The sequence below is a fragment of the Conexibacter sp. CPCC 205762 genome (genome assembly GCF_030646155.1).
Classification (GTDB): Bacteria; Actinomycetota; Thermoleophilia; order Solirubrobacterales; family Solirubrobacteraceae; genus Conexibacter.
On sequence record NZ_JAUTDN010000027.1, the window covers coordinates 55,211 to 79,499 of the forward strand.

The following is a 24,289-nucleotide window of genomic DNA, read 5'->3' on the forward strand; positions in this document are numbered from 1 at the left end:
AACTTGAGCGAACATGAAGGGACGCTTACATTCCTGAATTCAGAGCGACCGACAACGCTCGCGCCGCTCAAGGAGCGCCTGCATGCGGCCGAATCTTCCGTCCATGCGTCTCGTTCGTTCCCCCAAGCTGGCCGCGCTCGCAGCGTCGGCCTCGCTTGCGCTCGCCGCCGGCGTCCCGGCCGGCGCCGCCGCCGCCCCGGCCGCCCCCGTCACCAGCCCCTCCGCCGTCGCCGCCGCGGCCGCCGCGAAGAAGGGCTTCTCGCTGGAGTGGGGCACGTTCAGAGCCGACCACAAGCAGGCCGCGCAGGCGCTCAAGCGCTCCGGCGCGATGCAGCGGCTCGTCAAGCTCGTCAACAAGCGCTACGTGCTGCCGCGCGAGATACCGGTCCTGTTCGGCGACGAGCTGGACCAGGGCCCGGCCTACTTCCCGAACGTCAAGCTGAACGACGGCACGCGCCTCAGCTTCATCAACTTCCCCGGCAGCTTCCTGACGCTGGAGATCGCCGCGCTCGGCAAGGAGCTGGAGGGCACCAACGCCGGCATCACGCCGACGCAGGCGATGATCTACGCGAACGAGTTCGTCGTCGCGCACGAGATCGGCCACGCGCTCGTCGACCAGCTCGACATCCCCGTCACCGGGCGCGAGGAGGACGCGGTCGACGGCTTCGCCGCCTTCCTGCTGAACAAGTCGCCGAACTTCGGCCCCCGCAGCGCCTTCACCGCCGCGCTGCTGTTCGACGCGATCGCCAACTCGCGCGACCTGCAGGAGGGCGACTTCGCCGACGAGCACTCGCTGCCCGAGCAGCGCGTCTACCAGTTCCTCTGCTGGACCTACGGCTCGGACCCGAAGAACTTCAAGGTCCTGATCGGCGAGGACGGCCTGCCGAAGGAGCGCGCCGGCCGCTGCGTCGACGAGTGGAAGCAGGTCAACCGCTCCTGGGGCCGCCTGCTGGCCCCCTTCAAGCGCCGCTAGCGGGCTCCTCCGCGAGCGGGTTCGGCAGGCGGTCGCCGTCCATCACGGTGCCCGCCTGCTTCAGCCGCGCGCCCGCGACGACGACCTCGCAGCGATCGACCCCCGTCACCGCCGCCAGCGGCCCTGTCAGGTAGCGGTAGAGGCCGGCGTTGTCGCGGCAGGCGAGCGACACGACGAGGTTCGCCGCACCCGAGATCGCGCCGACGAACTCGACCTCGACGTGGCGCGCCAGCTCCTCGCCGACCGCGACGAGATCGGCCGGCGCGACCGTCAGCCACAGCGTCGCCAGCGTGCGCAGGCCCAGCGGGGCCTTCGCGACCTCAGTCGAGACGAACAGCGCGCCGCGCTCCAGCAGCAGCTCGACGCGCCGGCCGACGGCCGCCTCGCTGCGGCCGGTCGCCGCCGCCAGCGCCGCGTAGCTGCTGCGGCCGTCACGCGCGAGCAGCCGCAGCAGCGGCTCGTCGCCCGGCTCCAGCAGCGTCTCGCCGGCGATCCCGGCGAAGCCGCCCGGCCGCGCCCGCGCCGGCCCGAGCGCCGCCTCCTCGGCGGCGTCGAGCGTGTCGCCGAAGGGCGGCCGGCGCCCGCCAGAGGCAGCGAAGATGTGCAGCAATGACGCGAACGTCACGTCGGTGACGTGGCCGACCTGCGGCAGCCGCTCGATCACGAGCGCGTCGCGGTCGCGCGGGTCGTCGGCGCGCAGCGAGCAGGTCAGCTCGGCGCCGCCGGCCTCCAGCGTCAGCCACGAGACGTCGTCGCGGCGCGCGAGCGCCGTCGCGATCGCGCGGGCGGCTCCGGGCTTGGTGCGGATCCGCAGGAAGCCGTTCTCCAGCGCGCGGCGCGGGTCGCGGATCACGATCACGCGCACGACGCCGGCCTCGCGCAGCCGCCGGTAGCGGCGCGCGACGGTCTGCTCCGAGCAGCCGAGCGCGGTCGCGACGCGGCGGAACGGCTGGCGGCCGTCGCGGATCAGCGCGTGGATGATTCTTCGATCGAGCGCGTCGATCATGGAGGAAATCCTCGCACAGGCCCAAGGCGCTGTGAGATCGCAGTGTTCGGAGGGAGGATCGTGACATGGCCCCCTCGCCCTCGAACTCTCCCGCGCCGCCCGGCGCGCCGGCGCGCGTCAGCTGGATGCCGCTGCTGGCCGTCTGCCTCGGCACCTTCATGCTGCTCGTCGACGTCTCCGTCGTGAACGTCGCGCTGCCGCCGATCAGCCGCGACCTCGGCGCCTCCTTCAGCGGCCTGCAGTGGATCGTCGACGCCTACGCGCTCGCGCTCGCGGCGCTGCTGCTGCTCGTCGGCGCGGTGTCCGACGTCGTCGGCCGCAAGCGCACCTACATCGCCGGCCTCGTCGTCTTCACGCTCGCCTCGCTGGCGTGCGGACTCGCGCCGTCGGAGGGCGCGCTGATCGCCGCGCGGACCGTCCAGGGCGCGGGCGCGGCGGCGATGTTCGCGACCACGATCGCGCTCCTGCACGGCGCCTACCGCGGCCCCGCGCTCGGCACCGCCTTCGGCATCTGGGGCGCGACCAACGGCGCTGCCGCGGCCGCCGGGCCGATCGTCGGCGGGCTGCTGACGGAGGCGCTGTCCTGGCGCTGGGTCTTCTTCGTCAACGTCCCGATCGCGATCGCCGCGGTCGTGATCGCGCGGCGGACGCTCGGCGAGAGCCGCCCCGCGCCCGACCGCTCCATCGACTGGGCCGGCGGCGGCGCCTTCACCGTCGCCGCCGCGCTCGCGACCTTCGCGCTCGTGCGCGCCGACAGCGTCGGCTGGGGCTCGGCGCAGACGCTCGGCTGCCTCGCCGTCGCGCTCGCCGCGCTGCTGCTGTTCGTCGCGATCGAGCGCCGTGTCGCGGCGCCGCTGTTCGACCTCGGGCTGCTGCGCAGCGGCCCGCTCGGGGCCGTCCTGCTGGCCGGCGCGCTCTACTCCGCGGTCGCCTTCGGCGCGCTCGTCTACGCCTCGATCTGGCTGCAGGAGTCCAAGGGCCTGGGACCGATCGGAGCCGGCCTGGCGATGCTGCCGCTGGCGGCGGTCGCGTTCGTCGTCGCGGCCGGCGGCGGGCGCCGGCTGCACGCCTGGCCGTCGCGGCTGGTGCTGGCCGCCGGGCTCGCGTTGATCGCGCTCGGCAACCTGCTGCTGGCGCCGCTGAACGGCGACTCGGACTGGCCCAGCCTGCTGCTGGGGATGGCGGTCTGCGGCCTCGGCGTCGGCGCGATGAGCCCGACGCTCGCCTCCGCGGCGCTGGCGGCGGTCGCGCCGGAGCGCAGCGGGATGGCGGCCGGCGCGCTCAACACCGCCCGCCAGCTCGGCCTCGCGCTCGGCATCGCCGTGCTCGGCAACGTCTACAGCAGCCGCGTCGGCAGCGGCCACGCCGCCGGCTCGGCGCTCGGGACGACCTTCCTCGTCGCCGGGATCGTGGGCGTCATCGGCGTGGTTCTCTTCCTGTTCACCACTTCGTCGCATCTCGTTCACAAGACAGCCGCAACATCGCCTTAGCGTCACGGCGCGCCGGCTATCAGGGTCCGGCGATCTCGACGAGGAGCACGATGCCTGCCCATCGCCCCACTCCGCGACGCGCCGACAGGCGCCGTGCGTGGACCCTTGCCGTCGCCGCGACCGCGCTCGCGTCGCTCGCCGCCGGCGTCGCCGCCGGACCGGCCGTGGCCGCGCCGCTGACGAGCGTCGACCTGTCGCAATACGCGCGCGTCGCCCGCTACGACCTGCCCGACGCGGCGCGCGTCACGCCGCCCGCCGGCAGCCTGCTCGCCAGCGAGGCCTCGTCGGTCACCTACGACTGGGACACGGACACGCTGTTCGTCGTCGGCGACGGCGGCACGTCGGTCGTGCAGGTGAGCAAGAGAGGCGAGCTGATCGACTCGATGACGCTCGCCGCCGGCAGCAGCCCGCAGGGCACCGAGTTCTACGACACCGAGGGGATCGCCTACCTCGGCGGCGGCAGATTCGCGCTCGTCGAGGAGCGCTACCGCCAGGTCAGCCGCTTCACCTACGTCGCCGGCGGGACGCTCCAGCGCTCCGCCGTGCAGACGGTCAAGCTCGGCACGACGATCGGCAACGTCGGCATCGAGGGGATCACGAACGACCCCTTCAGCGGCGGCTTCGTCGCCGTCAAGGAGAAGGACCCGCTCGGCATCTTCCAGACCGGGATCGACTTCGACGCCGGCACCGCCACCAACGGCTCGCCGACGACCGTCAACTCGACCGACCTCTTCACGCCGTCGAGACTCGGCCTCTCCGACCTCTCCGACGTCTTCTCGCTCTCCAACCTGAGAGGGCTGACCGGCGCCGACGCCAGCCGACTGCTGGTGCTGAGCCAGGAGTCGGGCAAGATCGTCAACACCGACCGCTCCGGCAACGTCTCCAGCACGCTGACGCTGAGAGGCGACCCGGGCGACCCGCTCTCGGTCGCCGACCAGACGCACGAGGGCGTCACGATGGACGAGGACGGCACGCTCTACGTCGTCGACGAGGCGAGCGGCACGCAGGCCGGCGGCAGCGGCACCTCCGCGCTGTGGGTCTACAAGCCGGTCACGACGCCGCAGGTCGTCGTCTCCGAGGTCTCCTCCTGGAGCAGCTCCAACACGACCTACAGAGCCGACTGGTTCGAGCTGACCAACAGCGGCGCGAGCACCGTCGACCTGACCGGCTGGAAGGTCGACGACGACTCCAACTCGTTCGCGGCCGCGATCGCGCTCAGCGGCGTCACGTCGCTGGCGCCCGGCGCCTCGGCCGTCTTCGTCGAGGGCACGAGCACGACCGCCGACGCCTTCAAGAGCGCCTGGTTCGGCAGCGACGTCCCGGCCGGCTTCCAGATCGGCACGTACAGCGGCTCCGGCATCGGCTTCGGCTCCGGCGGCGACCAGGTCAACATCTTCGACTCCGTCGGCGCGCGCGTCACCGGCGTCGCCTTCGGCGCCGCCACCAACGGCTTCAGCTTCGACAACGCCGCCGGCTTCGGCAGCACGACGACGCCGCTGCCGACGATCGCGAGACTGTCGGCCGACGGCGTCAACGGCGCCTTCACCGCCAGCGGCGAGGTCGGCTCGCCCGGCCGCATCGCGAGCCCGCCGCCCCCGCCGAGAGTCGCGATCACCGAGGTCGCGCCGTGGGGCAGCGACAGCCAGGCCTACAGAGCCGACTGGTTCGAGCTGACGAACACCGGCACGAGCACGGTCGACCTGACCGGCTGGAAGATGGACGACAACTCGCACAGCTTCGCGGCGGCCGTCGCGCTCACCGGCGTCAGCACGCTCGCGCCGGGCGAGTCGGCGATCTTCCTCGAGTCGGCGGCCGCGGGCACGACGATCCCGGCCTTCAAGAGCGCCTGGTTCGGCTCCTCCGTCCCGGCCGGCCTGCAGGTCGGCAGCTACACCGGCTCCGGCGTCGGCCTCAGCGGCAGCGGCGACGAGGTCAACGTCTTCGACGCCAGCGGCAGACGCCTGACCGGCGTCGGCTTCGGCGCCGCCACGACCGGCACGTCGTTCGACAACGCCGCCGGCCTCGGCGGCACGACCGACCCGCTGCCGGCGATCACGACGATCTCAGCCGACGGCGTCAACGGCGCCTTCGTCGCGGGCGGCGAGACCGGCTCCCCGGGCCGGATCGCGAACGCGCCGGCGCTCCCGAGCGTGATCGTCTCCGAGGTCTCGCCCTGGAGCAGCGGCAACTCGCCCTACGCGGCGGATTGGTTCGAGCTGACCAACACGGGCGCCAGCGCGGTCGACCTGACCGGCTGGAAGGTCGACGACGACTCCAACTCGTTCGCGGCCGCGGTCGCGCTGAGCGGCGTCACGTCGCTGGCGGCCGGCGAGTCGGCCGTCTTCATCGAGGGCACGAGCGCGACCGCCGACGCCTTCAAGGCGGCCTGGTTCGGCGCCAGCGTCCCGGCCGGCTTCCAGATCGGCAGCTACAGCGGCAGCGGCATCGGCCTCAGCACCGGCGGGGACTCGGTGCAGGTCTTCGACCCCTCCGGCCAGCGCGTCACCGGCATCGCGGTGCCGGCCTCGACGAGCGGCAAGACGTTCGACAACGCGGCCGGCGCCGGCAGCACGACGCTGCCGCTGCCGACCGTCTCGACGCTCTCCGCGGTCGGCGTCAACGGCGCCTTCCTGGCCGGCGGCGAGATCGGCTCGCCGGGCCGGATCGCCGGCGGCACGCAGCCGGCGGCGCCGCACGCCGCCTTCACGGTGCCGGCCTTCGCGCAGCAGGCGCAGGGCACGATCGGGGCCGCGCAGGCGGTCACGGTGACCAACGACGGCACCGCCGCGCTGACGGTCGCGCGCGTGCGCATCAACGACGCCGACGGCCTCTCGGAGGGCGACTTCCTCGTCTCCAACGAGACCTGCACGGACGACCCGATCGCGCCCGGCGCGAGCTGCAAGGTGTGGGTGCGGTTCGCACCCGGCCGCGCGAACGCGACCTCGAACGCGACGCTCGTGCTGCGCGACGACACCGCCGCGGGCAGCAGCACGGCGGCGCTGACGGCGACCAGCGGCAGCCTGCCGCAGGGTGGGAGAGGCGCCGACGGGTCTGACGGCAGAGACGGCGCCGACGGGTCGAACGGCAGAGACGGCACGGACGGCAGAGACGGCGCCCAGGGCCCGGCCGGCCCGACCGGTCCCGCCGGCTCCAACGGCAGAGACGGCGCCCAGGGCCCGGCCGGCGGCGACGGCGCGCAGGGCCCCGCGGGCGCGAACGGCGCCGACGGCAGAGACGGCGCCCAGGGCCCCGCCGGCCCGGCCGGCGCCAAGGGCGAGAAGGGCGACAGAGGCGCCGCCGGCCGCGACGCCAGAGTCACCTGCAAGGTCGTGACGAGAAGAGGCTCGCCGCGCGTCTCCTGCACGATCGTGCTGGCCAGAGCGAGAGGCGCGAAGGCGGCCGTCAAGGCCTCCACCAGCGCCCGCCTCGTGCGCAACGGCAAGACGGTCGCGAAGGGCAGCCTCGGCTCGCTGCGCGCGACCAAGGCCGTCAAGCGCGGCGGCAGGTACACGCTCCGCGCCGGCGGCCTGACGGTCGCCGTGCGGCTGAAGTAGCGGCGCGATCCGGCGCCGCGCCCCGACGACGGGCGCGGCGCCGGGCAGCCGCGGTCTCGCGACCGACCGGGCTCTCACCCCCCCCCGATCAGCGGACCGCCGACTCCGCGATCTGCAGGCCCCCGGTGCAGACGTTCGCACCCGCCATCACGCCGATCGCGACCGCGCGCGGCGGCCCCTCGGTGTTGACCGCGACGGCGTACGAGATCCGCGCGATGTACGACGTCAGCGAACTCGTCTCGTCGAGGATCGCGACCGTTCGTTCGCTGGCGGCAGGCTTCGCCGACAGCTCGTGCAGGTGCCAGGCGGTGCAGACGAGCGCCGGGATCACCAGCACCGCGTCGCAGATCGCCCCGACGCCGCGCCCGTCCGAGACTGACAGCCCTCTCAGCGCGACGGTGCCGGCGAACCGCTTCTGGACCGGGCCGGAGAAGAGCAGCTTCGCGAGCAGGCGGACGGCGGTGGTCGCGTCGCCGACCAGCGACACCGCGTGGTTCTGCACCGGCTCGCGCGGCGCCAGCCAGTTTGCGAGCCCCGCCGTCCCGCCGCCGATCGCGCCCAGCACCGCCGACGGGACGCTCCAGCCGTTGTCGGCCAACTCGTCCGCCGCCTCGAGTGAGGAGACGATCGCCGAGAGCAGGGAGCAGAGACCGGACGCCTGGTGGAAGAAGGCGTGGACCAGCGCCTCCGCGCCGGGAGACAGGTGGGCGCCGGCGGCCGCCCGCGGGACGGCCGTCGGCGGCGAGAACGCCTGCGCGAGCGTCTCGTAGTCTCTGACCCCGATCAGGAAGCTCGTGTCGGCGTCGTCCGGGAAGGGCGCCGCTCCCGTCGCCGCCTTGCAGGCGACCGTGACCGGCAGCGCCGCGGTCCAGCAGACGACGTCGAGCAGCGACGCCTCCTGCACGCCGATGCCGGCGAGCACGTCGGAGACGACCGGCACGTGGATCGGCGTCTCGAGCGCGCTGAGCGTCGCCGTGGCGACGTCGTAGAGCACGTCGAGCAGCGCGTCCGCGACGGTCCCGGCGCTGTCGAGCGCAGCGTCGCCGACGACGTCGACGACACCTCTCAACAGTTCCTCGAGCGGCATCGCGACCGCGTCTCCGGCCAGCTGGTCGAGGCGCCCGATCGCGTCGCCGAGCGTGTCGCCCTCTCTGTTCAGCGCTTCCAGCAGCACTGCGATCGGGTCGGGTGACGGGTCCGGCACGACGACCGAGCCGACCGCCGTCGCCGCCCCGGCGTTGCTCGCGAAGTGATGGGCGAGCAGCGAGCCCGGTGCCGACTGGCCCGCCGTCGGCGTCGAGGCCGCGCCGACCGTGGTCGTCGCCGTGCTGCCGAGGCCGCTCCAGTCGCCGACGCCGGCCCAGCCGTCGATCGACTGTCTGGCGCCCGCGATCGATCTGTCGAGGTCGCTTCTGAGGACCTCGACCTGGTCGACCTGCAGCGCCAGGAAGAGGCTGACGAGGTTGACGAAGACCTCCTTCGTGCGCTTCACGTCGTCCCACGCGACGACGAACTCGAGGTAGGCGAGCGTGTCGGTGACCGCGGTCTTCAGCATGGCGAACAGCCACTGCGCCGCGGCGACGACCTGCTCGACGCAGTCGAGAACGCAGCAGTACGTCAGGTCGGCTGTTCTGACGACGAGCTGCCACGCTTGTCTGGCGTCGTCCTGCACCAGCCGAGCGACGTACTCGACGTCCCGCTCGACGCGATCGGCGACCCAGCAGAGCAGGTCGCCCGCGTCGATCAGCACGGCGCCGAGGTCGTCCGGCGGTGACGAGACGGTCAGCCCGCCACGCCGCGCCGCGGCCGCGCCCGCGCCGATGGCCGGCGGTCTGTTCACGCTGGCGTATGCCTTCGCCAGCTGCCCGTTCCCGCTCGCGACCAGTTGCAGGTCGGCGTCGCTCGTGCCCGGCGGCACGAGCGGCGTGCTGCTGCCGTCGGCGGCCGTGACCGTCGCGCCGGAGAGCTGGGCCGGCGTCGTCAGCGACGTCAGCCGGCCGAACGGACCGGCCATCGGGTCGATCACCGTCGTGACACCCTCGTAGACGACCGTCAGTCGCGTGCCCGAGAGCGCCTCGACCGGCTCGACGATCGTCAGCGCGCCGGCTGCGTCGGCCGTGACCTGCACGGGCTCGGGCCCGACGAGGTGGTAGAGCGCGTTGATCCAGACGCTCGTGACGTTGGTCGCGCTGATCGACACGCTGGCGTTCGACGCCGGCGCTCCGTCGGCTCCGGCGATGTCGACCCGCGTCGTATACGAGCTGAACGAGCGGGCTGGCGCCATCGCGTCGGGCGGGTCGAGCGTGACTGCGTGGAACGACCAGACGAGCGTGTCGGGCGACTTCGTCGCCTTCGTCAGCGTTCCGGCCCCTGTGTGCGCGAAGAACGTGTTCGAGCTCTGGGCGCTGTTGACGAACGGCGCGATCTGCTCGACGCCCGAGAGGATCGGCACCGGCACGCTCCACGCCCCGCCGTCTGCGAGATCGGCGGCGGGGCAGGCGGTGTAGAAGACCTCGTCGCTGCCGTTGAGTCCCCAGACCACCACCGTGTCGGCGTCCAGTTCGGCGTACAGACTGCGGATGCCGGCGAGATGCGCGTTCGCGAACAGCTCGACGGGCGTGGCGTCGTCGCCCTGGTCGTCGCTGGCCATCCGGTACAGCGCGCCTGCTGCCGCGACGTAGAGGTCCGAGCTGTCATCGGCGTTGCGGCAGGTGGCGAGCGCCTCGACGGCGGCGCCGCCCGGAAGGCCGAACAGCGACGGCGCCCCGGGCAGGTTGCGATCGTACGCGTTGTACAGCGGCTGATAGATGAACTGGGGGCTGCCGCTGACGCGGCCCGCCATGTAGAGCCCGTCGACCGTCTTGCCGCCGCCGGCGGGCCGGCCGAGGCAGCTCACATAGCCGCTCGCCTCCAGGTCGATCGTGAGGCGGTGAGGATGCCATGCCGATCCGCCGCTTCTGGCGGAGTCGATGTAGTACCGCGAGACGAGCGCCTCGGAGCTGCTGGGATCGGCGATCACGTCGACCACGACGTACTCGCCGTCGGAGGCGTCGCTGATCATGATGCCGGCGACCTGGAGCGATCTGACCGCTGTCCCCGCGGCGTCGAATGGATAGGCGACCCAGGCCGGCTGACGCAGCCACGAGGTGTCGTCGCCGGAGTTGCCGAGGCTGAGGTAGAGGTGGTCGTCGGTGCCGTCGGAGATCACCATCGCCAGATCGATCGCGGCCTTCCCGGCGCCGGCGGAGCGCGCGACGGCGAAGTCCTTGCACGTCACCGCCTTCCCGGGGAAGTCGCTGGCGACCTGCGCGGCGCTGACGTTCGCCCGCTCCCAGCCGCTGCGCGCCGCCGGGGTCTCGGCGGTCAGGTAGAGCGCCCGGTCGGTGCCGATCGAGACGAGCAGGGCCGCACCGGAGTCGATCTGCACCGCCGCGAACTTCGCGTCGGGGGCGATGACCTCGGCCTGCAGGTAGTTCGTCATCAGCTCGGACGAGTGCACGAGCGTGACGTCGGTGGCGGCGCTCATCTGCGCGGCGCCGTGTAGTCGATGTGCGTCACGAGGTCGCCGTAGTCGGAGAAGCCGACCGTGCTGAACGCGAACGTGTTCCCGCCCGGGAAGACGAAGTCCTGCACGGCGCTCAGCGGGGGATCGACGTTCATCGGGGCCGTGAGCGCGCGGGCTCTGTTCTCGATGTCGGCGAGCATGTCGTTCAAGTTCGTGAAGAAGTCCAGGAACGGAGTGGTGCCCAGCTGCTGGGACTTGTCCTCCGTGACCGAGACCGGGGTCGCGGCGACCTGCCCTCTGTCGGTGACGGTCAGCGTGTAGGTGTCCGTCACCCGCAGGTCGATGATGTTGCCCTGCACGCTGGTCTGAAGATGCTGGAGGCGCAGGAAGACGATCAGCTCGCGCGCCAGCGTCAGCGTGTTGCCGGAGAACGTCGCCGCGAAGGAGAAACTGGGTGAGAGGTCCATTTGCGCGATGTCGCCGTCGAGGCCGGCCCGATCGCCGGAGCTGCCCGAGTAGGCGTACCCCAGCAGTTGCGGACCGGTCGGCGGCAGCGTCATCGTCGTCGGCATCTGCCCGGGGGTCAGGCTCCAGTTGATGTCGGCCGTCAGGCCGACCATCGGTATGTTGACGTACGGTGCGAAGCACAGCCCGGCGACGTACGTGTCCAGCTGCGCCTTCAGCGTTTTCGCGAACGAAAGCCGGTTGACGGCGATGACTCCCTCGGCGCTCGTGTCACCGTCGTCAAACCAGTTCCAGCCGAACTTGGTCACCGGCGCGGGCGTCGCGCCGTTGGCCGCGCAGAGGTAGTTCAGCGTCGTCAACTCCCGCTGCGCGTCGGTCGGCGGGTCGCTCGGGTCCGTCAGCGGGCATGCCTCCTTGTCGACATGCGTCACCGTGAGCGTCGAGACCGGGCCGGCCGACTCCTGCACGACGACGTTGAAGACCGGCTTCCCCTCCGCCCGCATCTGCGCGAAATACGCCCCGAGGAACGTCTCCCCGAGCACGGTCGCAAGCGGCGTTCCGGGTCTCACTCCCGAGATCGTCGGCTGGGTCTCCAGCGTCGCGTCGTCGATGTCGAGCAGCAACTGCTGGATGCTGAAGGGGGCGTTGCCGATCGCCTCGATCCGCGCGCGCACGTCAGGGGTCAGCGACGCGTACACGGTCGGGTCGACGAGCGCCAGGCGGAGGTAGACCAGCGACGAGAAGACCCACGGCGCGTTGGGGTCCTGCGATCTGTTGAACCACGTCGGGACCGACGAGTAGCCACCGCCCGGAACCAGTTGCACGACGGTGAAGTCGGAGCACATCATGTTGAACGTGGCCGTCCCGCCGTCGTCGCCGAGCGTGACCACCTCCGGGACGCCGGCGCTCGACGCCGGTATCCCCAGCGACGCCTTGAAGCCCATCATGAAGCGCGCGCCGATCAGCGCCTGGAGGCCTCTGTCGGTCGCCGGATCGGCGTCGTCGCTGACCGAGAACGGGTCCACGCCCGCCTGCGCGACGAGATCCGCGAGCGCGATCGGGACCGGTTCGCCTCTGTCGTCGGCGATGTAGCAGCCGATCGTCTCCGGCTCTCTGATGCCGGCGAGGTACTGCTGCATCGTCGCGTTGATGCTGGCCTGCGTCGTAGCGACGACGATGTCGTGCCCGTACGGCACGAGGTTCGATTCTCTGACGCTCATCAGTCAGCCCTTCTGGGTAGGTGGAAGAGCGTCGGACGTTCACCGCGTCTCGCATCGGTTGCGAGTAATTCGTCGTCTTCGACGGCAGCCGCTTATCGGCCGCGCCCGGAGCGGCACCACAATCATCAGATCTGCCGAATTACTCGAATTTGAAATTTTGAGCTGTGCACCCTGTGGCCCATGGGAGACACCGGACAAGCACATCGAGACCGTCCTCACTCGGGCCCACACGCCGGACATGCCGGCCGGCTGCCTCACCTGGGCTCTCGGCTACACGAGCAGCCGCGCAGGGCTCGCCTGTGGCGGCTCACGCGAGGGCTCACGCAAGCGCAGCTGGCCAGCTTGACCGGCATCTCCAAGAGCTCGGTCGAGCGGCTCGAGAAGTCCACCGACGGCGGCGTCAACCTGCGTCATCTCGTCAACATCGCGCTGGCGCTCGACTGCGAGCTGCTCGACGTCGTCGACGACGCCTGGCTCAGCTACCGACCCCTGGATGTCGCCGCACCCGCGCCGCACCGCACGCAACTGCGGCGCTCCGCGGGTGGCGACATGCCCCCGCGTCAGCGGGACCGGGCGCCGCGCGCGGCGTACGACACGGTGCGGACGACCTAGCGGAAGATCACCGCCGCCAAGGTCGAGGAGGTGATCGCCAAGACGTTTGGGAGCGCTCCGAGGGGCGCGACGCATTGGTCGACGCGGTCGATGGCTGCCGAGGTCGGGCTCAACCAGACCGCGGTCGCGCGGATCTGGCGGGCGTTCGGGCTGCAGCCCCGTCGCCAGGAGGCGTGGGAGCTGTCCGAGGACCCGTTGTTTGTTGACAAGGTCCGCGATTTCGTTGGCCTCCCTCTCGACCCGCTCCGCAGCTCCCGCAGAGCGGGCACGAGACTGAAGCGCGACGCGAAGGTCGCGCGACCCGCCGCCCGCAGACGCACGCCCTGAAAACGCCGAAAGCGCCGCTCCGGCGGCGCTTTCGATCTGACGGACAGGGAGGGATTCGAACCCTCGATGGAGCTCTAAACCCCATACTCCCTTAGCAGGGGAGCGCCTTCAGCCGCTCGGCCACCTGTCCCAGGACCTGGCAGTCTAGAGGCTTCGGCGCGCGCGTGCATGTTGTGCCGCGCGGAGTGCTTTAGCATCGTCTCGCTGCACCCGGAGGGGTGGCAGAGCGGTTGAATGCACCGGTCTTGAAAACCGGCATGGGCGTAAGTCCATCGAGGGTTCGAATCCCTCCCCCTCCGTGCTCCGGCCGGCGTTTCGTCCGGCCTCTGCGCTAGTCCGAAACCGCCCTCGTCAGCGCGCGAACCCGTCCGGGGCACGCTTCAACATCCGCCCCATGAGCTGGCACATGGGCCGCCTTGCCGCGTTCGACATCGAGACGACCGGCGTCGATCCGCAGAGCGACCGCATCGTGACGGCGGCGGTCTCGCTGGTCGGCGGCGGCCGGCAGTCGGAGGACTACGACTGGCTCGTCGACCCGGGCGTCGAGATCCCCGCGGGGGCGACCGCGGTCCACGGGATCACGACCGAGCAGGCGCGGGCCGATGGCGTCAGCACCTACGAGGCGGTCCACGAGATCACCGCCCTGCTCGCCGACCAGCTGCTGCACGGCACGCCGGTGATCGCCTTCAACGCCCGCTTCGACCTGACGACGCTCGATCGCGAGGCGCGCCGGCACGGGATCGTCCCGCTCGTCGAGCGCGTCGGCGCCGACCGCATGCTGGTCGTCGACCCGTTCGTGCTCGACAAGCAGTTCGACCGCTTCCGCCGCGGCAAGCGCACGCTCGGCGCCGTCTGCGAGCACTACCGCGTCCGCCTCGACGCGGCTCACAACGCGAACGCCGACGCGGTCGCCGCGGCGCGCGTCGCCTGGCGGCTGGCACAGGCGACCGCGGAGCTGCGCGAGACCGAGCTGACGCTGCTGCACGCGCAGCAGGTCGGCTGGGCGGCCGAGCAGGCGGCCTCGCTGGAGGAGTACTTCCTCGCGCAGGGCCGCCAGGAGCGGATCGAGCGCGACTGGCCGATCGTCCCGCACGCCCCGCTCGTGCCGGCCTACGAGCAGCAGCCGCTCGCCGCCTGACGCCGCCGCCGTCCGCGACTGCCCCAGCCCGCGAAGTCTGCGGCGGAATACATCCATCTGATGCACTCCGCCGCAGAGTTGCGGCCCGCCTGACGCCGCCCGCCGGCGCAACTCCGCTTGCAGAGGCCCGGTCGGCAACCGTCCCGCAAGGTCGCTCGGCTAGCATCGCGCGCCGTGCACCAGCCGGCCGATCGCGACGCCCTCCTCGTCTACGACGCACCCGAGTCGCTGCTCGCGGCCGCCGCGCCGCTGCTGCGCGCCCGCGCCGCCGAGGCCGCCGGCGGCACCGACGCGTGCGCGGTCGGGATCGCCAGCGCCCGCGACGAGGCCCGCCTGCGCGCGCTGGTCGACGGCGCGCAGGCGCTCACCGCCGTCGCCTTCGCCGCGCTGCCGCTGGCGATCGCCGCCTGCTTCGACGCCGTCGCGCTCGCGCAGCCCGCGCCGGCGCAGGCCGTCGCCGAGAGACCGCTGGAGCCGGCCGACCTGCGCGCGCTGCGCCGCTTCGTCGCCGCCGAGGCGACGGCGGCCGGCGTCGCACAGGAGCGGATCGCGGACGTGACCGTCGCCGCCCACGAGGTCGCCGCCAACGCCTGCATGCACGGCGGCGGCGAGGCGGTCATGCGCGTGTGGGCGGAGCGCGACTGCTTCTGCTGCGAGGTCTCCGACCACGGCGGCGGGATGGACGACCCGCTCGCCGGCCTGCTCGCGCCGCCGGTCACGCAGCCGAGCGGCCGCGGCCTGTGGCTCGCGCGCCAGCTGTGCGACCTCGTGCAGCTGCGGACCGGCGCCGCCGGCACGACGGTCCGCCTGCAGGTCGCGCTCGGCGCGCCCGCGCCCGCGCCGCCGGCCTTCGCCTAGGCCTCGGCGCCGGCCGCCTCGCTCGCGGCGTCCGCCGACGAGCCCTGCGGCCACGCCCCGTCGAGGTGCTCGAGCAGCAGCCGCTCGACGGTCTCGGGCGCGTCGACGAATGGCCAGTGACCGCTCGCCGGCAGCACGTGCACGTCCGCCAGCGGCAGTATCGCGCGCTGTCTGTCGGCCATCGACGAGGCCAGGTAGATGTCGTGCTCGCCCCAGATCACGAGCGCCGGGAGGTTGCGCGGTGCCAGCAGCGCGCCCAGCTCGGCGACGCCTCTGCCGGGGTCGTCGGTCGCGCGGTAGAGCTTCAGGATCGCCCGCTTGGTGCGCCTGTCGATGTGACTCCAGGTGGTGTCGAGGAAGGCCTGCGGCAGCCCGCGCGGCTCGCCGCGGTTGATCGTCAGCTGGAAGCCGCGGCGGGTCGTGACCGCCTGGAACAGCTCGCCGAGCACCGGCGTGCGCCAGATGCGCGCGAGTCTGTGCCATCTGTAGCCCTCCATCGCGCCGGTGTCGATCAGCGTCACGCTCGCGACCTGGTCGAGATGGCCGGCGAGCCAGCTGAGCCCTATCGGGCCGCCGAAGTCATGCAGCACGAGGTGGACGCGCTCGATCCCGAGCGCCTCGATCCCGGCCGCGAGGAAGCGCGCGTAGCCGTCGACGGAGTGGACGAAGCCGGGCGGCGCGACCGTCTCGCCGAAGTCGGGCAGGTCGAAGGCGACCGCGCGCCGGCCGCTCGCGGCGACCGCGGCCGCCAGCGCGGTCCAGTCGTCGGCCGAGCCGGGGTTGCCGTGGACGAAGACGACCGCCTCCGGCGCGTCCCGCGGCCCCACGTCGCACAGTCGCGTCGTCGTGCCCGCGACCGCCAGCGCGCTGAGCCCCGCGACGGCGCTCATGCCGTCACCGCCCCGCGCCCGGCGCCACCCGCCGAGCCGGCGCCGCCAGCCGAGCCCGCCGAGCCCGCCGCCTGCCGCTGCGCCCGCCGCGCCCGCGCCTCGCGCCCGTGCACCCAGACGGCGCGCGGCACGGCGGTCGCGAGGAAGCGGTTGGGGCTGATGCTGCGCGAGCCGAAGGCGTCCATCCGCGCCGCGATCCGCTCGTCGTGGACGGCAGCGGAGAAGACGAACCGCTCGCCGGCGTTCGCTCTGCGGCCGCTCGCGAGGTCGGCGATCACGCGCTGGTGGCCGAGCAGGCCGCGCCGCCAGCGGCGGCGGTAGCGGGCGAGGCCGGCGTCGAGCGCGTCGTCGGCGCCCGGTCCGGCGGCGAGCGCGTCACCGACCGCGTCGCCGAGCCATTCGCCCTGCTGCAGCGCCCAGCCGCAGCCGATCCCCCACAGCGGATCGGTCGCCAGCGCCGCGTCGCCGACGAGCGCCAGCCCGGGGCCGATCGGCTCGTGCTCGACGTTCGGCATCTCCAGCTTGCCCTTGATCTCGCCGACCAGCCTGCCGTGCTCGATCGGCGGCGGCTCGGGCAGGTCGCGCAGGAAGGCGACGAGCGCGGCGTGCGGGTCGCGCTTGAAGCGCGGCAGCCACGACTTCGTCGGCATCGCGGCGTAGAAGGTGAGGCCGGCGTCGGTCGGGAAGGCGGCCGCCCACTGCGGGTTGAGCATCCACAGCTGCGCGTCGGGCGCGTGCGGCAGGTCGGCGCCCTCGAAGTAGCCGCCGTAGGCGAAGCGGCCGTGCGGCGTCGTCTTGGTCGCGACGCCGGCCAGCTTCGCGACTCTCGATCCGCGCCCGTCGGCGCCGACGACCAGGCGCGCCTGCAGCAGCCGCTCCTCGCCGGAGCGGTCGCGCACGACGACGCCGCGCACGCGCCCGTCGGCGCCGTCGCGCTCCAGCGCGGTCGCCGTCAGGCCGAGCCGCGCCTCGACGCCGGGCGTGTTGAGCGCCGCGTCGCGCACGAGCGGGTCGAGCAGCTCGCGGCGCAGGTTGAGGCCGGGCGTCGCGCGCTCCGGCGGGGCGACGATCCAGCCGTAGATCGTCCAGATCCGCAGGCCGGAGCGGACGGCGCCCGCGTCGAGCGCCGGCTGCAGCAGCCCGAGCCGTTCCAGCGTCGGCACCGCGGAGGCCTGCACGAAGTGGGAGCAGACCTGCTTGAAGGCGCCCGGGTCGGGCCTCTGCTCGACGAGCGCGACGCGCGCGCCTGCACGGCCGAGCTTCACTGCCGCCGCGCTGCCTGCGAGGCTGGCGCCCACGATGACGGCGTCGAACTGCTCGGAACGGCTGGGCCGGATGGCATTGCGGGAAGGCCCTGCTGCGGTCACGCCCATCTCATCAGCTCCCTGGCTCGTCGGCGACGCTCTGGTTTCTGACAGTGCAAGGCGTACTATACGAGACGAACCATGGAACGCAAGCCGATCCGTCTGAGCGGAACCTCCTACGCCGTGCTCGCGCTCGTCGCCGAGATCGGCGAGGCGACCCCGTACGACCTCAAGCAGGCGCTGACCGAGTCGATCGAGAACTTCTGGCCGGTCCCGCACACGACCTTCTACGCCGAGCCGGCGCGCCTCGCCGCGGCCGGGCTGCTGTCGGAGCGGCAGGAGCAGCACGGCCGCCGCCGCAAGCTCTACGCGCTGACCGACGCCGGCCGCGAGGCGCTCGCGCGATGGGCCGGCACGGGCAGCGCCACGCCGCCGCAGATCCGCGACGAGACGCTGCTGAAGATCTTCGCCGGGGCCGATCCGCTGCCGCTGCTGCGGCAGCGGCGCGACTGGCACGTCGCCAAGCTCGCCGAGCTGCAGACGCTCCACGACGACAATCCGTGGGGTCTGGCCGAGGACAGCGGCCCGAGAAAGACGCTGCTGGCCGGGATCGACTTCCACCGCCTCTCGATCGACGCGATGGAGCGCTACATGGCGGCGTTCGACGCCGCCGGCTAGCGGGTCCCGATCGTGCGCGTCAGCGGCGCCGTCCAGCGGTTGCCGAGCAGCTCGAACGAGGCCGTCAGCGGCGTGCTTCTGATGCCGCAGTCGTACGGCGACGCTACGAGCGCGCGGCGCGCGCGGCAGCGTGTCCCCACCCCAGGGTCACCCCCAGGTGTGAACGGCGCCCGCGACGACGGTCGCCGTGCAGGCGCTGACCCCGCGCGTGACGACGGCGTGCTCCGGCGACTCGCCCTCCAGCGGCCGCACGGCGAGGTGGGCGAGGTCGGCGCGGGCGCCGGAGGCGAGGACACCGACGCCGGGGATGCTGCGCGCGCCGGCGCCGGTGCCGGGCCCGCCGAGGCGGTGCGCGAGCCCGAGGGCGGCGGCGCCGCCGGCCGTCGCGGCGTGCAGCAGACGGGCGTCGAGGTCGCCGTCGCGGTAGCCCTGCTCGCGCGCGAGCGCGCGCAGCGGCGGCAGCTCGCCGAGCAGATCGAGCGAGGGCGCCGAGGCGAGCGAGTCGGTCCCGACGCAGAGCGGCGAGCGCTCGCGCAGGTAGGCGGCGAGCGGCGGCTCCTCGACGCCGATCGTGCGGTTCGAGCGCAGGCAGAGCGCGACCGCGCAGCCGCGCTCGCGCAGCAGCGCGCGGTCGTCGGCGTCGAGCGCGACGCCGTGGGCGACGTGGCAGTCGGGCCCGAGCGCGAGCCGCGCGTCGAGGTAGCGGGCGGGGCTGACGCCGGCCGGGTCGTCGAGCAGCGCGAGGCTCCAGCCCCACTCCGCGACGAGCTGCGCGAGCCGGCCGCTGCCGGCCTCGACCAGCTCATGCTCCAGCTGGGATTCCGCCAGATGGACATGGAGCCGCAGCCCGCAGTCCCGCGCGATCCGCCCGAGGTCGGCGAGCACGGCGCCGTCGACGCTGTAGGGCGCGTGCGGGGAGACGCCGAAACACGCGCTCGCCGCGCCCGCGCCGCCCGCCGCGAGGCCGCCGCCCGCGCCCGCGACGTTCGCGCCGGCCGCGTCCAGCCGCGCGAGGTAGCGGTCGCGGCCGCCGGCGGCCCAACCGGCGTCGTCGTCGCCGAGCGTCTCGAGGAAGGCGATCCCGGCGACGCCCGCGTCGCGCAGCACGTCGCGTGCGGCGTCGTCGGTGACGACGTCGCCGAAGCAGGTCACGCCGGCCCGCAGCGACAGCTCCAGCCCGCGCCGCGCGGCGTCGCCCCAGCCGTCCGGATCGGCCTGCGGGTAGCGCGCGTCGAAGGCGGCGCACCACGCCTCGAAGCCGTCATGCTCGCGCGCGCCGACCTCCGCCAAGTCGGTGTACTGCAAGTGCGTGTGGGCGTTGACGAGCCCCGGCAGCAGCGTCCCCTCCCAGCGCCGCTCCGGCAGCGACGGATACGCCGCGCGCAGCTCCGCACGCGGCCCGACGGCCGCGATCGTCCCGTCCGCGCGCACCGCGACCGCGCCCTCGCGCAGCGGCGGCGTCGCGATCGGGAGCAGGTGCGGCGCGGAGTGGAGCGCCGCGACGCCGCCCGCACCCGCCGCGCTCACGGCAGCTCCAGCCTCGCCCCGGCGGCCGCCAGCCGCAGCCGCGCCACGCGCGCGTCGAGCCGCGGCGGCAGCGCGTGCAGGCCCGGCGGCAGCGCCGCGCCGTCGCCCGCGAGGTGGCCGAGCGCGAGCGCCTGCAGCGCCAGCGAGCAGTCCATCGTCTCGATCGGGTTGCCCTCGGCGGCGGCGATGTTGACGCAGGCGCCGTCGGCGATCAGCAGCAGCCGGCGGCCGTCGAGCGCGTAGGCGTCGAGCGCGGGCGCGACCGCCTGCGGCGGCCCGTCGGAGGCGGCGCGCAGGGCGTCGGTCGCGACCTCCTGCGCGACCCCGCCCGCGACCGCGACGAGCGCGCCGTCGGGCAGCGTTCGCAGCACGTCGAGACCGACCGTCTCGCGCTCGCCGGTCGCGGAGATCAGCAGCTCCGCGCAGCCCGCCGCCTCACGCAGCGGCGTGACCGCGCAGCCGTCGAGCAGCGCCTCCAGGGCGCGGTGCGGATCCAGCTCGCTGACCGTCACGTGGGCGCCGAGCGCGGCCGCGTGGCGGGCGACCCCGCGCCCGACCGGCCCGTAGCCGGCGACCGCGACGCGCTTGCCGGCGAGCATGATCCCGCTGACGTCGAGGATCGCCGCGACGCACGACTGGCCGGTCCCGTGGCCGTTGTCGGCGATCCGCTTGGTGCGCGCGTCGTCGACCGCGACGACAGGGATCGCCAGCTCGCCGCCGGCGTCCATCGCGCGCAGCGGGCGGATCCCGCTGGTCGTCTCCTCGGCCGCGCCGACGAGCGTCTCCAGCACGTCACGGCGTGCCTGGTGGACGCGCCGGATCGCGTGCGCGCCGTCGTCGACCAGCAGCTGCGGGCGGGTGTCGAGCAGCGCGTCGAGGAGCCCGTCGCGCGCGGCCTGGTCATCGGCGTCGGTGCGCGCGAAGACGGCGATCCGCTCCTGCGCGAGGGCGGTCGCGACGGCGGCGTCGGTCTCGGCCGGCTGGGCGTGGACGGCGACCTGCGCACCGGCGTCGCGCAGCGTCAGCGCGAGCACGGCGGTGGTGGGGTCCAGCGGCAGCGAGATCGCGATCCGGCGCCCGGCGAGCGGCTCCAGCGCCGACGCGGCGACGGCCGCCAGCACCGGCATCCGCGCCCGTGCCCAGGCGATCCGCGCGACGCCGTCGCTCACGCCCGCTCGGGCTGGGCGTGGACCGCGCGCCGCTCCAGCCAGGCCTGCGCGACCGCCTCCTCCAGCTCCGCGGCGAGCCGGTGGACGCCGGTCTCCAGCTGCTCGTCGGCGAGCCCGTGGAGCGCGAGGCCCTGCAAGGTCAGCAACGCGTCGGCGGCCTCCGGCGCGAGCCCGTCGCCGGCCGGCGACAGCAGCGCGACGCCGCCGCCGAGCACGTCGCGGCCGGCGGCGTGGACGATCCCGTGGCGGGTCGCGACGCCGAGCACCGGCGGCAGCCGGCCGGGCAGGGCGCTCGCGACGAGCGCGCCGGCGGGCAGCTCGGCGATCGCGGCCGCGCGCTCGCAGGCGATCACTACCTCCGCGGCCGGGTCCAGGTCCTCGCAGACGCGGTGGCCGGCGAGCGCGGCGGCGAAGGCGAGCAGCGGCTCCTCCTCGACGACGAGCACGTGGGCCCCGAGCGCGCGCACGCTGCGCGCGACCGAGCAGCCGACCTCGCCGTAGCCGAGCACCGCGACGACGCGGCCGACGAGCGACAGGTTGGTGCGGCGCAGCAGCGCCTGCACGACGGCGGGACCGGCGGCGGCCTCGATCACCATCCGCGCGACCGGCGAGCAGCCGACGGCGACGACGGGCGCGTCGAGCGCCCGCGCGACGGCGCCCATCACGGTGCCGGGCTCGACGAGGCCGCGGAGGCCGCGCAGCTCGCGCGCGAACGGGCCGATCGCGTACTCGGGCTCCTCCGAGACCAGCTCGACGCCGCCCTCCTCCAGCACCGCGGCGAGCACCGCGCGCGGCCCTTCGAGCGGCCCGGAGAGCGCGACCCGGCGGCCGGAGAGCGCTCCGTCTTCGAGCGTCTCGCGCAGCAGGCCGCGCAGCAGCGGGCAGGGATCGGTCGCGTCCATCGAGGGCGAGTGTAGGACGCCGCGCGCCAGATGCGCAGGGTGTCGGTGCGCAGAACGTCACGATCGGGTGTGGGGATCCGTGCGCCTTCTCACGCGCATAACCCCGTCCGCTGGGGCATACCGGTAGAACTGACGGAACTCCGACACAACCGAGCAAGGAGCCATCCCATGGCGCACCAGACGATCAGCGAAGACCACCACCCGACGCTGCGGCACCAGGACCGCGAGGCGATCGGCGCCGAGCTGCAGGCCGTGCTCGTGACGCTGATCGACCTGTCGCTGCTCGGCAAGCAGGCCCACTGGAACGTCGTCGGCCCGAACTTCCGCTCGCTGCACCTGTTCCTCGACGAGCTGGTCGACGCCTGGCGGCTTGCGGGCGACGAGGTCGCGGAGCGCGCGGTCGCGCTCGGCTACCAGCCCGACGGCCAGGTCAGAACGGTCGCGGCCCGCACGATCCTGACGCCGCTGCCGGAGGGCCAGCTGCTCGACCAGGACGTGATCGCCGCGCTGACGAAGATCCTCACCGACGCGATCGGCGACATCCGCAACCGGATGGACAAGCTCGAGGACGTCGACACCGTCACGGCGGACCTGCTGCACAGCGTCGTCCAGGGTCTCGAGGAGAACCTCTGGATGACGCGCGTCCAGGCCGGCTGACCCGGGTCTGACGCTCCCGCCCGCCGCGCGCCGCTCCTGAGGCGCGCGGCGCGGCACCACCCCCACGCCCCGCGAGACGCTTCCCCGCGCGGCGCGCCCGGCGCTAGGATCGCGCTCGCCGATGCTCGCGGTCCTCTACGACGTCCACGGCAACCTGCCGGCGCTCGACGCGGTCCTCGCCGAGGCGCACGCCGCCGGCGCGACCCGCTGGCTGCTCGGCGGCGACTACGCGCTGTTCGGCGCCTGGCCGAAGGAGACGGTCGTGCGCCTCTCCGAGCTGCGCGGCGCGACCTGGATCCGCGGCAACGGCGAGCGCTGGGCGAACGCGCCGGCCGAGGCGCCGGCGCCGGTGCGGCCGGCGGCGCGCTGGTGCGCGGCACAGCTCGGCGACGCCGCGGTCGCGCGGCTGGCGGCGCTGCCCGCGCAGGCGGTGATCGACGGGATCCGCTGCTGCCACGGCTCGCCGCTGTCGGACGTGACCGGCCTGCTGCCGGAGGCCGCGCCCGGCGAGGCGGCGCTGCTGAGCGAGGTCCACGAGCCGCTGCTGATCGCCGGCCACACCCACCTGCCGCTCACACGCGCCGCCGCCGGGCGTGAGGACCTGCGCCTGCTCAACCCGGGCAGCGTCGGGATGCCGTTCGACGGCGACCCGCGCGCGGCGTTCGCGCTGGTCGACGGCGACGGCGCGATCCAGCTGCGCCGCGTCGCCTACGACCATCACGCCGCGGCCGCCGCGGTCCGCGAGCGGCTCGGCGGCTCGGGCGGCGACGGCGCTGCCGCGATCGCCGACCTCGTCGCCCGCCGCATCGAGCAGGCGCGGATCGACCCGGTCTAGCGGCCCGCCGGCACGACGATCCGCTCGCCGGGTCTGATGCAGGCACGCGCGATCAGCTCCGCGACGATCACGGCGGCGACCAGCTCGACCAGCAGCAGCGCCAGCAGCACCGTCAGCTGGACCCGTGCCGCCTCGGCCGGCGAGGCGCCGCCGAGCAGCAGGCCGACGAAGGTGCCGGGCAGCGTCACGAGGCCGACGCTGCGGGTCTGGTCGATCGCGGGGATCAGCCCGGTCGCGATCGCCTGGCGGGTGAAGGGCGCGAGCGCGGTGCGGGCGGCGTCGCCGAGCGCGAGCCGCGTCTCCAGCTCGTCGCCGCCGCTGTCGAGCGCCTCCAGCAGCCGCCGCCCGGTCAGCGTCGTGGCGGCCATCGCGCCGCCGATCAGGATCCCCGCGGTCGGGATCGCGGCGCGGGCGCTGAAGTCGAACGCCCCGACCGCGAGCAGGATCCCCGTCGCCGCGAGCGCCGGCAGCGCGATCGCTGTCGCAGCCGCCCGCCGCGCGCCCGGCAGTCCGCGCAGCCGGCCGCCGGCCGTCAGCGTCGCCGTGACGACCATCACCGCGACGAACGCGACCCCGAGCGCCGGCACGCGGAAGACGAGCGCCACCAGCGCTCCGACGACCGCGAGCTGCACCGCGGCCCGCAGCGCCGCGGTCGCCAGCGGCCGCGCCAGCCCGAGCCGGTAGCGCCACGCCAGCCCCGCCGCCGCAGCCGCGAACGCGACCCCCGCCGCGATCTGTGCCGCTGCCTGGCTCACTGGGAGACCTCCAGGATCTCGCCGGGCGCGCCGCAGATCGCTACGCCGTCACGGAGAGCGAGGGCGCGGTCGGCGACGGCGGCGGCCCAATCCAGATCGTGGGTCGCGACGAGCAGGCCGAGGCCGTCGGCCGCGAGCGAGCGCACCGTCGCGCCGACGTGCGCCGCGGTCGCGGCGTCGAGCGCGGCGGTCGGCTCGTCGAGCAGCAGCAGCTCGGGGCCGCGCGTCAATGCGCGGGCGAGCGCCACCCGCGCCCGCTCGCCGCCCGACAGCGCCGCCGCCGCACGCGGCAGGAAGGAGGCGTCGAGCCCGGCCGCCGCGAGCGCGCGGACGAGCGCCGCATCGCTCGCATCGTCGCCGGCACCCGCATCCCCGCCGCGCCGCCCGCCCGCGTCGACGCTGCGCCCGCCGCCCGCGCGCTCGC

General features: G+C 74.0%; 20 protein-coding genes, 2 tRNA genes and 1 pseudogene. 11 read left to right on the top strand and 12 right to left on the bottom strand.

The annotated features are described in order from the left end of the window. The first annotated feature begins 103 nt into the window (after window positions 1-103). Window positions 104-973, top strand: coding sequence for a DUF4344 domain-containing metallopeptidase (locus Q7L73_RS18990; protein ID WP_304695012.1), 870 nt, complete (start codon window positions 104-106; stop codon window positions 971-973). Here the strand turns inward: Q7L73_RS18990 and Q7L73_RS18995 are convergent. Further along, window positions 960-1,979, bottom strand: coding sequence for an Lrp/AsnC family transcriptional regulator (locus Q7L73_RS18995; RefSeq protein WP_304695014.1), 1,020 nt, complete (start codon window positions 1,977-1,979; stop codon window positions 960-962). The two genes, Q7L73_RS18990 and Q7L73_RS18995, sit on opposite strands and share 14 nt — an antisense overlap. Window positions 1,980-2,044: 65 nt before the next feature. On the opposite strand from Q7L73_RS18995, the gene Q7L73_RS19000 reads away from it, so the two are divergent. Further along, complete coding sequence (locus Q7L73_RS19000) at window positions 2,045-3,469, top strand: MFS transporter (protein WP_304695016.1); 1,425 nt, start codon at window positions 2,045-2,047, stop codon at window positions 3,467-3,469. Between the two features lie 50 nt (window positions 3,470-3,519). Then, entirely contained in the window at window positions 3,520-7,023 is a 3,504-nt protein-coding gene (locus Q7L73_RS19005) for a lamin tail domain-containing protein (RefSeq protein WP_304695018.1), read from the top strand. Window positions 7,024-7,111: 88 nt separating this feature from the next. On the opposite strand, the gene Q7L73_RS19010 is transcribed toward Q7L73_RS19005, so the two are convergent. Continuing rightward, window positions 7,112-10,549, bottom strand: a complete 3,438-nt coding sequence (locus tag Q7L73_RS19010) for a hypothetical protein (RefSeq protein ID WP_304695020.1) — start codon at window positions 10,547-10,549, stop codon at window positions 7,112-7,114. Next, window positions 10,546-12,213: a hypothetical protein gene (locus Q7L73_RS19015; protein ID WP_304695022.1), complete on the bottom strand. Its 1,668-nt coding sequence runs from the start codon at window positions 12,211-12,213 to the stop codon at window positions 10,546-10,548. The genes Q7L73_RS19010 and Q7L73_RS19015 overlap by 4 nt, the downstream gene beginning before the upstream one ends. Before the next feature lie 180 nt (window positions 12,214-12,393). Here Q7L73_RS19015 and Q7L73_RS19020 point away from each other — a divergent pair, with 180 nt between their 5' ends. Together Q7L73_RS19020 and Q7L73_RS19025 are read left to right on the top strand one after the other, a co-directional pair. Beyond that, complete coding sequence (locus Q7L73_RS19020) at window positions 12,394-12,825, top strand: helix-turn-helix domain-containing protein (protein ID WP_304695024.1); 432 nt, start codon at window positions 12,394-12,396, stop codon at window positions 12,823-12,825. 57 nt (window positions 12,826-12,882) lie between these two features. Further along, window positions 12,883-13,068, top strand: a pseudogene (locus tag Q7L73_RS19025) (IS630 family transposase); the annotation flags it as partial. 124 nt (window positions 13,069-13,192) lie between these two features. On the opposite strand, the gene Q7L73_RS19030 reads toward Q7L73_RS19025, so the two are convergent. Then, a tRNA-Ser gene (locus Q7L73_RS19030) sits at window positions 13,193-13,282 on the bottom strand. 82 nt (window positions 13,283-13,364) lie between these two features. Here Q7L73_RS19030 and Q7L73_RS19035 point away from each other — a divergent pair. The 3 genes from Q7L73_RS19035 (at window position 13,365) to Q7L73_RS19045 (ending at window position 15,148) form a co-directional block, all read left to right on the top strand. Beyond that, window positions 13,365-13,451, top strand: a tRNA-Ser gene (locus Q7L73_RS19035). Between the two features lie 95 nt (window positions 13,452-13,546). Further along, on the top strand, window positions 13,547-14,290 hold the full coding sequence (locus Q7L73_RS19040; protein ID WP_304695026.1) for an exonuclease domain-containing protein: 744 nt from the start codon (window positions 13,547-13,549) through the stop codon (window positions 14,288-14,290). A gap of 174 nt (window positions 14,291-14,464) precedes the next feature. Continuing rightward, entirely contained in the window at window positions 14,465-15,148 is a 684-nt protein-coding gene (locus Q7L73_RS19045; RefSeq protein ID WP_304695028.1) for an ATP-binding protein, read from the top strand. Here the strand turns inward: Q7L73_RS19045 and Q7L73_RS19050 are convergent. After that, on the bottom strand, window positions 15,145-16,038 hold the full coding sequence (locus Q7L73_RS19050) for an alpha/beta fold hydrolase (protein ID WP_304695030.1): 894 nt from the start codon (window positions 16,036-16,038) through the stop codon (window positions 15,145-15,147). The two genes, Q7L73_RS19045 and Q7L73_RS19050, sit on opposite strands and share 4 nt — an antisense overlap. Continuing rightward, window positions 16,035-17,336 carry an NAD(P)/FAD-dependent oxidoreductase gene (locus Q7L73_RS19055; protein WP_304695032.1) on the bottom strand — a complete coding sequence of 434 codons (1,302 nt, stop codon included), beginning with the start codon at window positions 17,334-17,336 and terminating at the stop codon, window positions 16,035-16,037. Before Q7L73_RS19055 ends, Q7L73_RS19050 begins: the two co-directional genes overlap by 4 nt. 147 nt (window positions 17,337-17,483) lie before the next feature. Between Q7L73_RS19055 and Q7L73_RS19060 the strand changes: the two genes are divergently transcribed. Beyond that, a complete protein-coding gene (locus Q7L73_RS19060) occupies window positions 17,484-18,020 on the top strand; it encodes a PadR family transcriptional regulator (protein ID WP_304695034.1) in 537 nt (178 codons plus the stop codon). On the opposite strand, the gene Q7L73_RS19065 is transcribed toward Q7L73_RS19060, so the two are convergent. The 4 genes from Q7L73_RS19065 to Q7L73_RS19080 are packed head-to-tail and all read right to left on the bottom strand — an operon-like array spanning window position 18,017 to window position 21,618. Continuing rightward, a complete protein-coding gene (locus Q7L73_RS19065; protein WP_304695036.1) occupies window positions 18,017-18,160 on the bottom strand; it encodes a hypothetical protein in 144 nt (47 codons plus the stop codon). The two genes, Q7L73_RS19060 and Q7L73_RS19065, sit on opposite strands and share 4 nt — an antisense overlap. A gap of 7 nt (window positions 18,161-18,167) precedes the next feature. After that, window positions 18,168-19,547, bottom strand: a complete 1,380-nt coding sequence (locus tag Q7L73_RS19070; protein ID WP_304695038.1) for an amidohydrolase family protein — start codon at window positions 19,545-19,547, stop codon at window positions 18,168-18,170. Beyond that, a complete protein-coding gene (locus Q7L73_RS19075; protein WP_304695040.1) occupies window positions 19,544-20,716 on the bottom strand; it encodes an adenosylhomocysteinase in 1,173 nt (390 codons plus the stop codon). The genes Q7L73_RS19070 and Q7L73_RS19075 overlap by 4 nt, the downstream gene beginning before the upstream one ends. Beyond that, on the bottom strand, window positions 20,713-21,618 hold the full coding sequence (locus Q7L73_RS19080) for a hypothetical protein (protein WP_304695042.1): 906 nt from the start codon (window positions 21,616-21,618) through the stop codon (window positions 20,713-20,715). The genes Q7L73_RS19075 and Q7L73_RS19080 overlap by 4 nt, the downstream gene beginning before the upstream one ends. Window positions 21,619-21,786: 168 nt before the next feature. Between Q7L73_RS19080 and Q7L73_RS19085 the strand changes: the two genes are divergently transcribed. Both Q7L73_RS19085 and Q7L73_RS19090 read left to right on the top strand, forming a co-directional pair. Continuing rightward, complete coding sequence (locus tag Q7L73_RS19085) at window positions 21,787-22,275, top strand: Dps family protein (RefSeq protein ID WP_304695044.1); 489 nt, start codon at window positions 21,787-21,789, stop codon at window positions 22,273-22,275. A 121-nt stretch (window positions 22,276-22,396) separates the two neighbouring features. Continuing rightward, window positions 22,397-23,110 (top strand): metallophosphoesterase, encoded by a 714-nt coding sequence (locus tag Q7L73_RS19090; RefSeq protein ID WP_304695046.1) that lies wholly within the window; start codon window positions 22,397-22,399, stop codon window positions 23,108-23,110. Here Q7L73_RS19090 and Q7L73_RS19095 read toward each other — a convergent pair. Together Q7L73_RS19095 and Q7L73_RS19100 are read right to left on the bottom strand one after the other, a co-directional pair. After that, window positions 23,107-23,865 (bottom strand): ABC transporter permease, encoded by a 759-nt coding sequence (locus Q7L73_RS19095; RefSeq protein ID WP_304695048.1) that lies wholly within the window; start codon window positions 23,863-23,865, stop codon window positions 23,107-23,109. The two genes, Q7L73_RS19090 and Q7L73_RS19095, sit on opposite strands and share 4 nt — an antisense overlap. Further along, a partial coding sequence (locus Q7L73_RS19100) for an ABC transporter ATP-binding protein (protein ID WP_304715607.1) occupies window positions 23,862-24,289 on the bottom strand: 428 nt, incomplete at its 5' end. The genes Q7L73_RS19100 and Q7L73_RS19095, both read right to left, overlap by 4 nt.

Bases quoted from the DNA above. Each gene is read 5' to 3' on its own strand.
- Q7L73_RS19060 (WP_304695034.1), top strand. From the start codon at position 17,484: ATGGAACGCAAGCCGATCCGTCTGAGCGGAACCTCCTACGCCGTGCTC.
- Q7L73_RS19040 (WP_304695026.1), top strand. From the start codon at position 13,547: ATGAGCTGGCACATGGGCCGCCTTGCCGCGTTCGACATCGAGACGACC.
- Q7L73_RS19050 (WP_304695030.1), bottom strand. From the start codon at position 16,038: ATGAGCGCCGTCGCGGGGCTCAGCGCGCTGGCGGTCGCGGGCACGACG.
- Q7L73_RS18995 (WP_304695014.1), bottom strand. From the start codon at position 1,979: ATGATCGACGCGCTCGATCGAAGAATCATCCACGCGCTGATCCGCGAC.
- Q7L73_RS19015 (WP_304695022.1), bottom strand. From the start codon at position 12,213: ATGAGCGTCAGAGAATCGAACCTCGTGCCGTACGGGCACGACATCGTC.
- Q7L73_RS19005 (WP_304695018.1), top strand. From the start codon at position 3,520: ATGCCTGCCCATCGCCCCACTCCGCGACGCGCCGACAGGCGCCGTGCG.
- Q7L73_RS19010 (WP_304695020.1), bottom strand. From the start codon at position 10,549: ATGAGCGCCGCCACCGACGTCACGCTCGTGCACTCGTCCGAGCTGATG.
- Q7L73_RS19085 (WP_304695044.1), top strand. From the start codon at position 21,787: ATGGCGCACCAGACGATCAGCGAAGACCACCACCCGACGCTGCGGCAC.
- Q7L73_RS18990 (WP_304695012.1), top strand. From the start codon at position 104: ATGCGTCTCGTTCGTTCCCCCAAGCTGGCCGCGCTCGCAGCGTCGGCC.
- Q7L73_RS19020 (WP_304695024.1), top strand. From the start codon at position 12,394: ATGGGAGACACCGGACAAGCACATCGAGACCGTCCTCACTCGGGCCCA.
- Q7L73_RS19090 (WP_304695046.1), top strand. From the start codon at position 22,397: ATGCTCGCGGTCCTCTACGACGTCCACGGCAACCTGCCGGCGCTCGAC.
- Q7L73_RS19080 (WP_304695042.1), bottom strand. From the start codon at position 21,618: ATGGACGCGACCGATCCCTGCCCGCTGCTGCGCGGCCTGCTGCGCGAG.
- Q7L73_RS19000 (WP_304695016.1), top strand. From the start codon at position 2,045: ATGGCCCCCTCGCCCTCGAACTCTCCCGCGCCGCCCGGCGCGCCGGCG.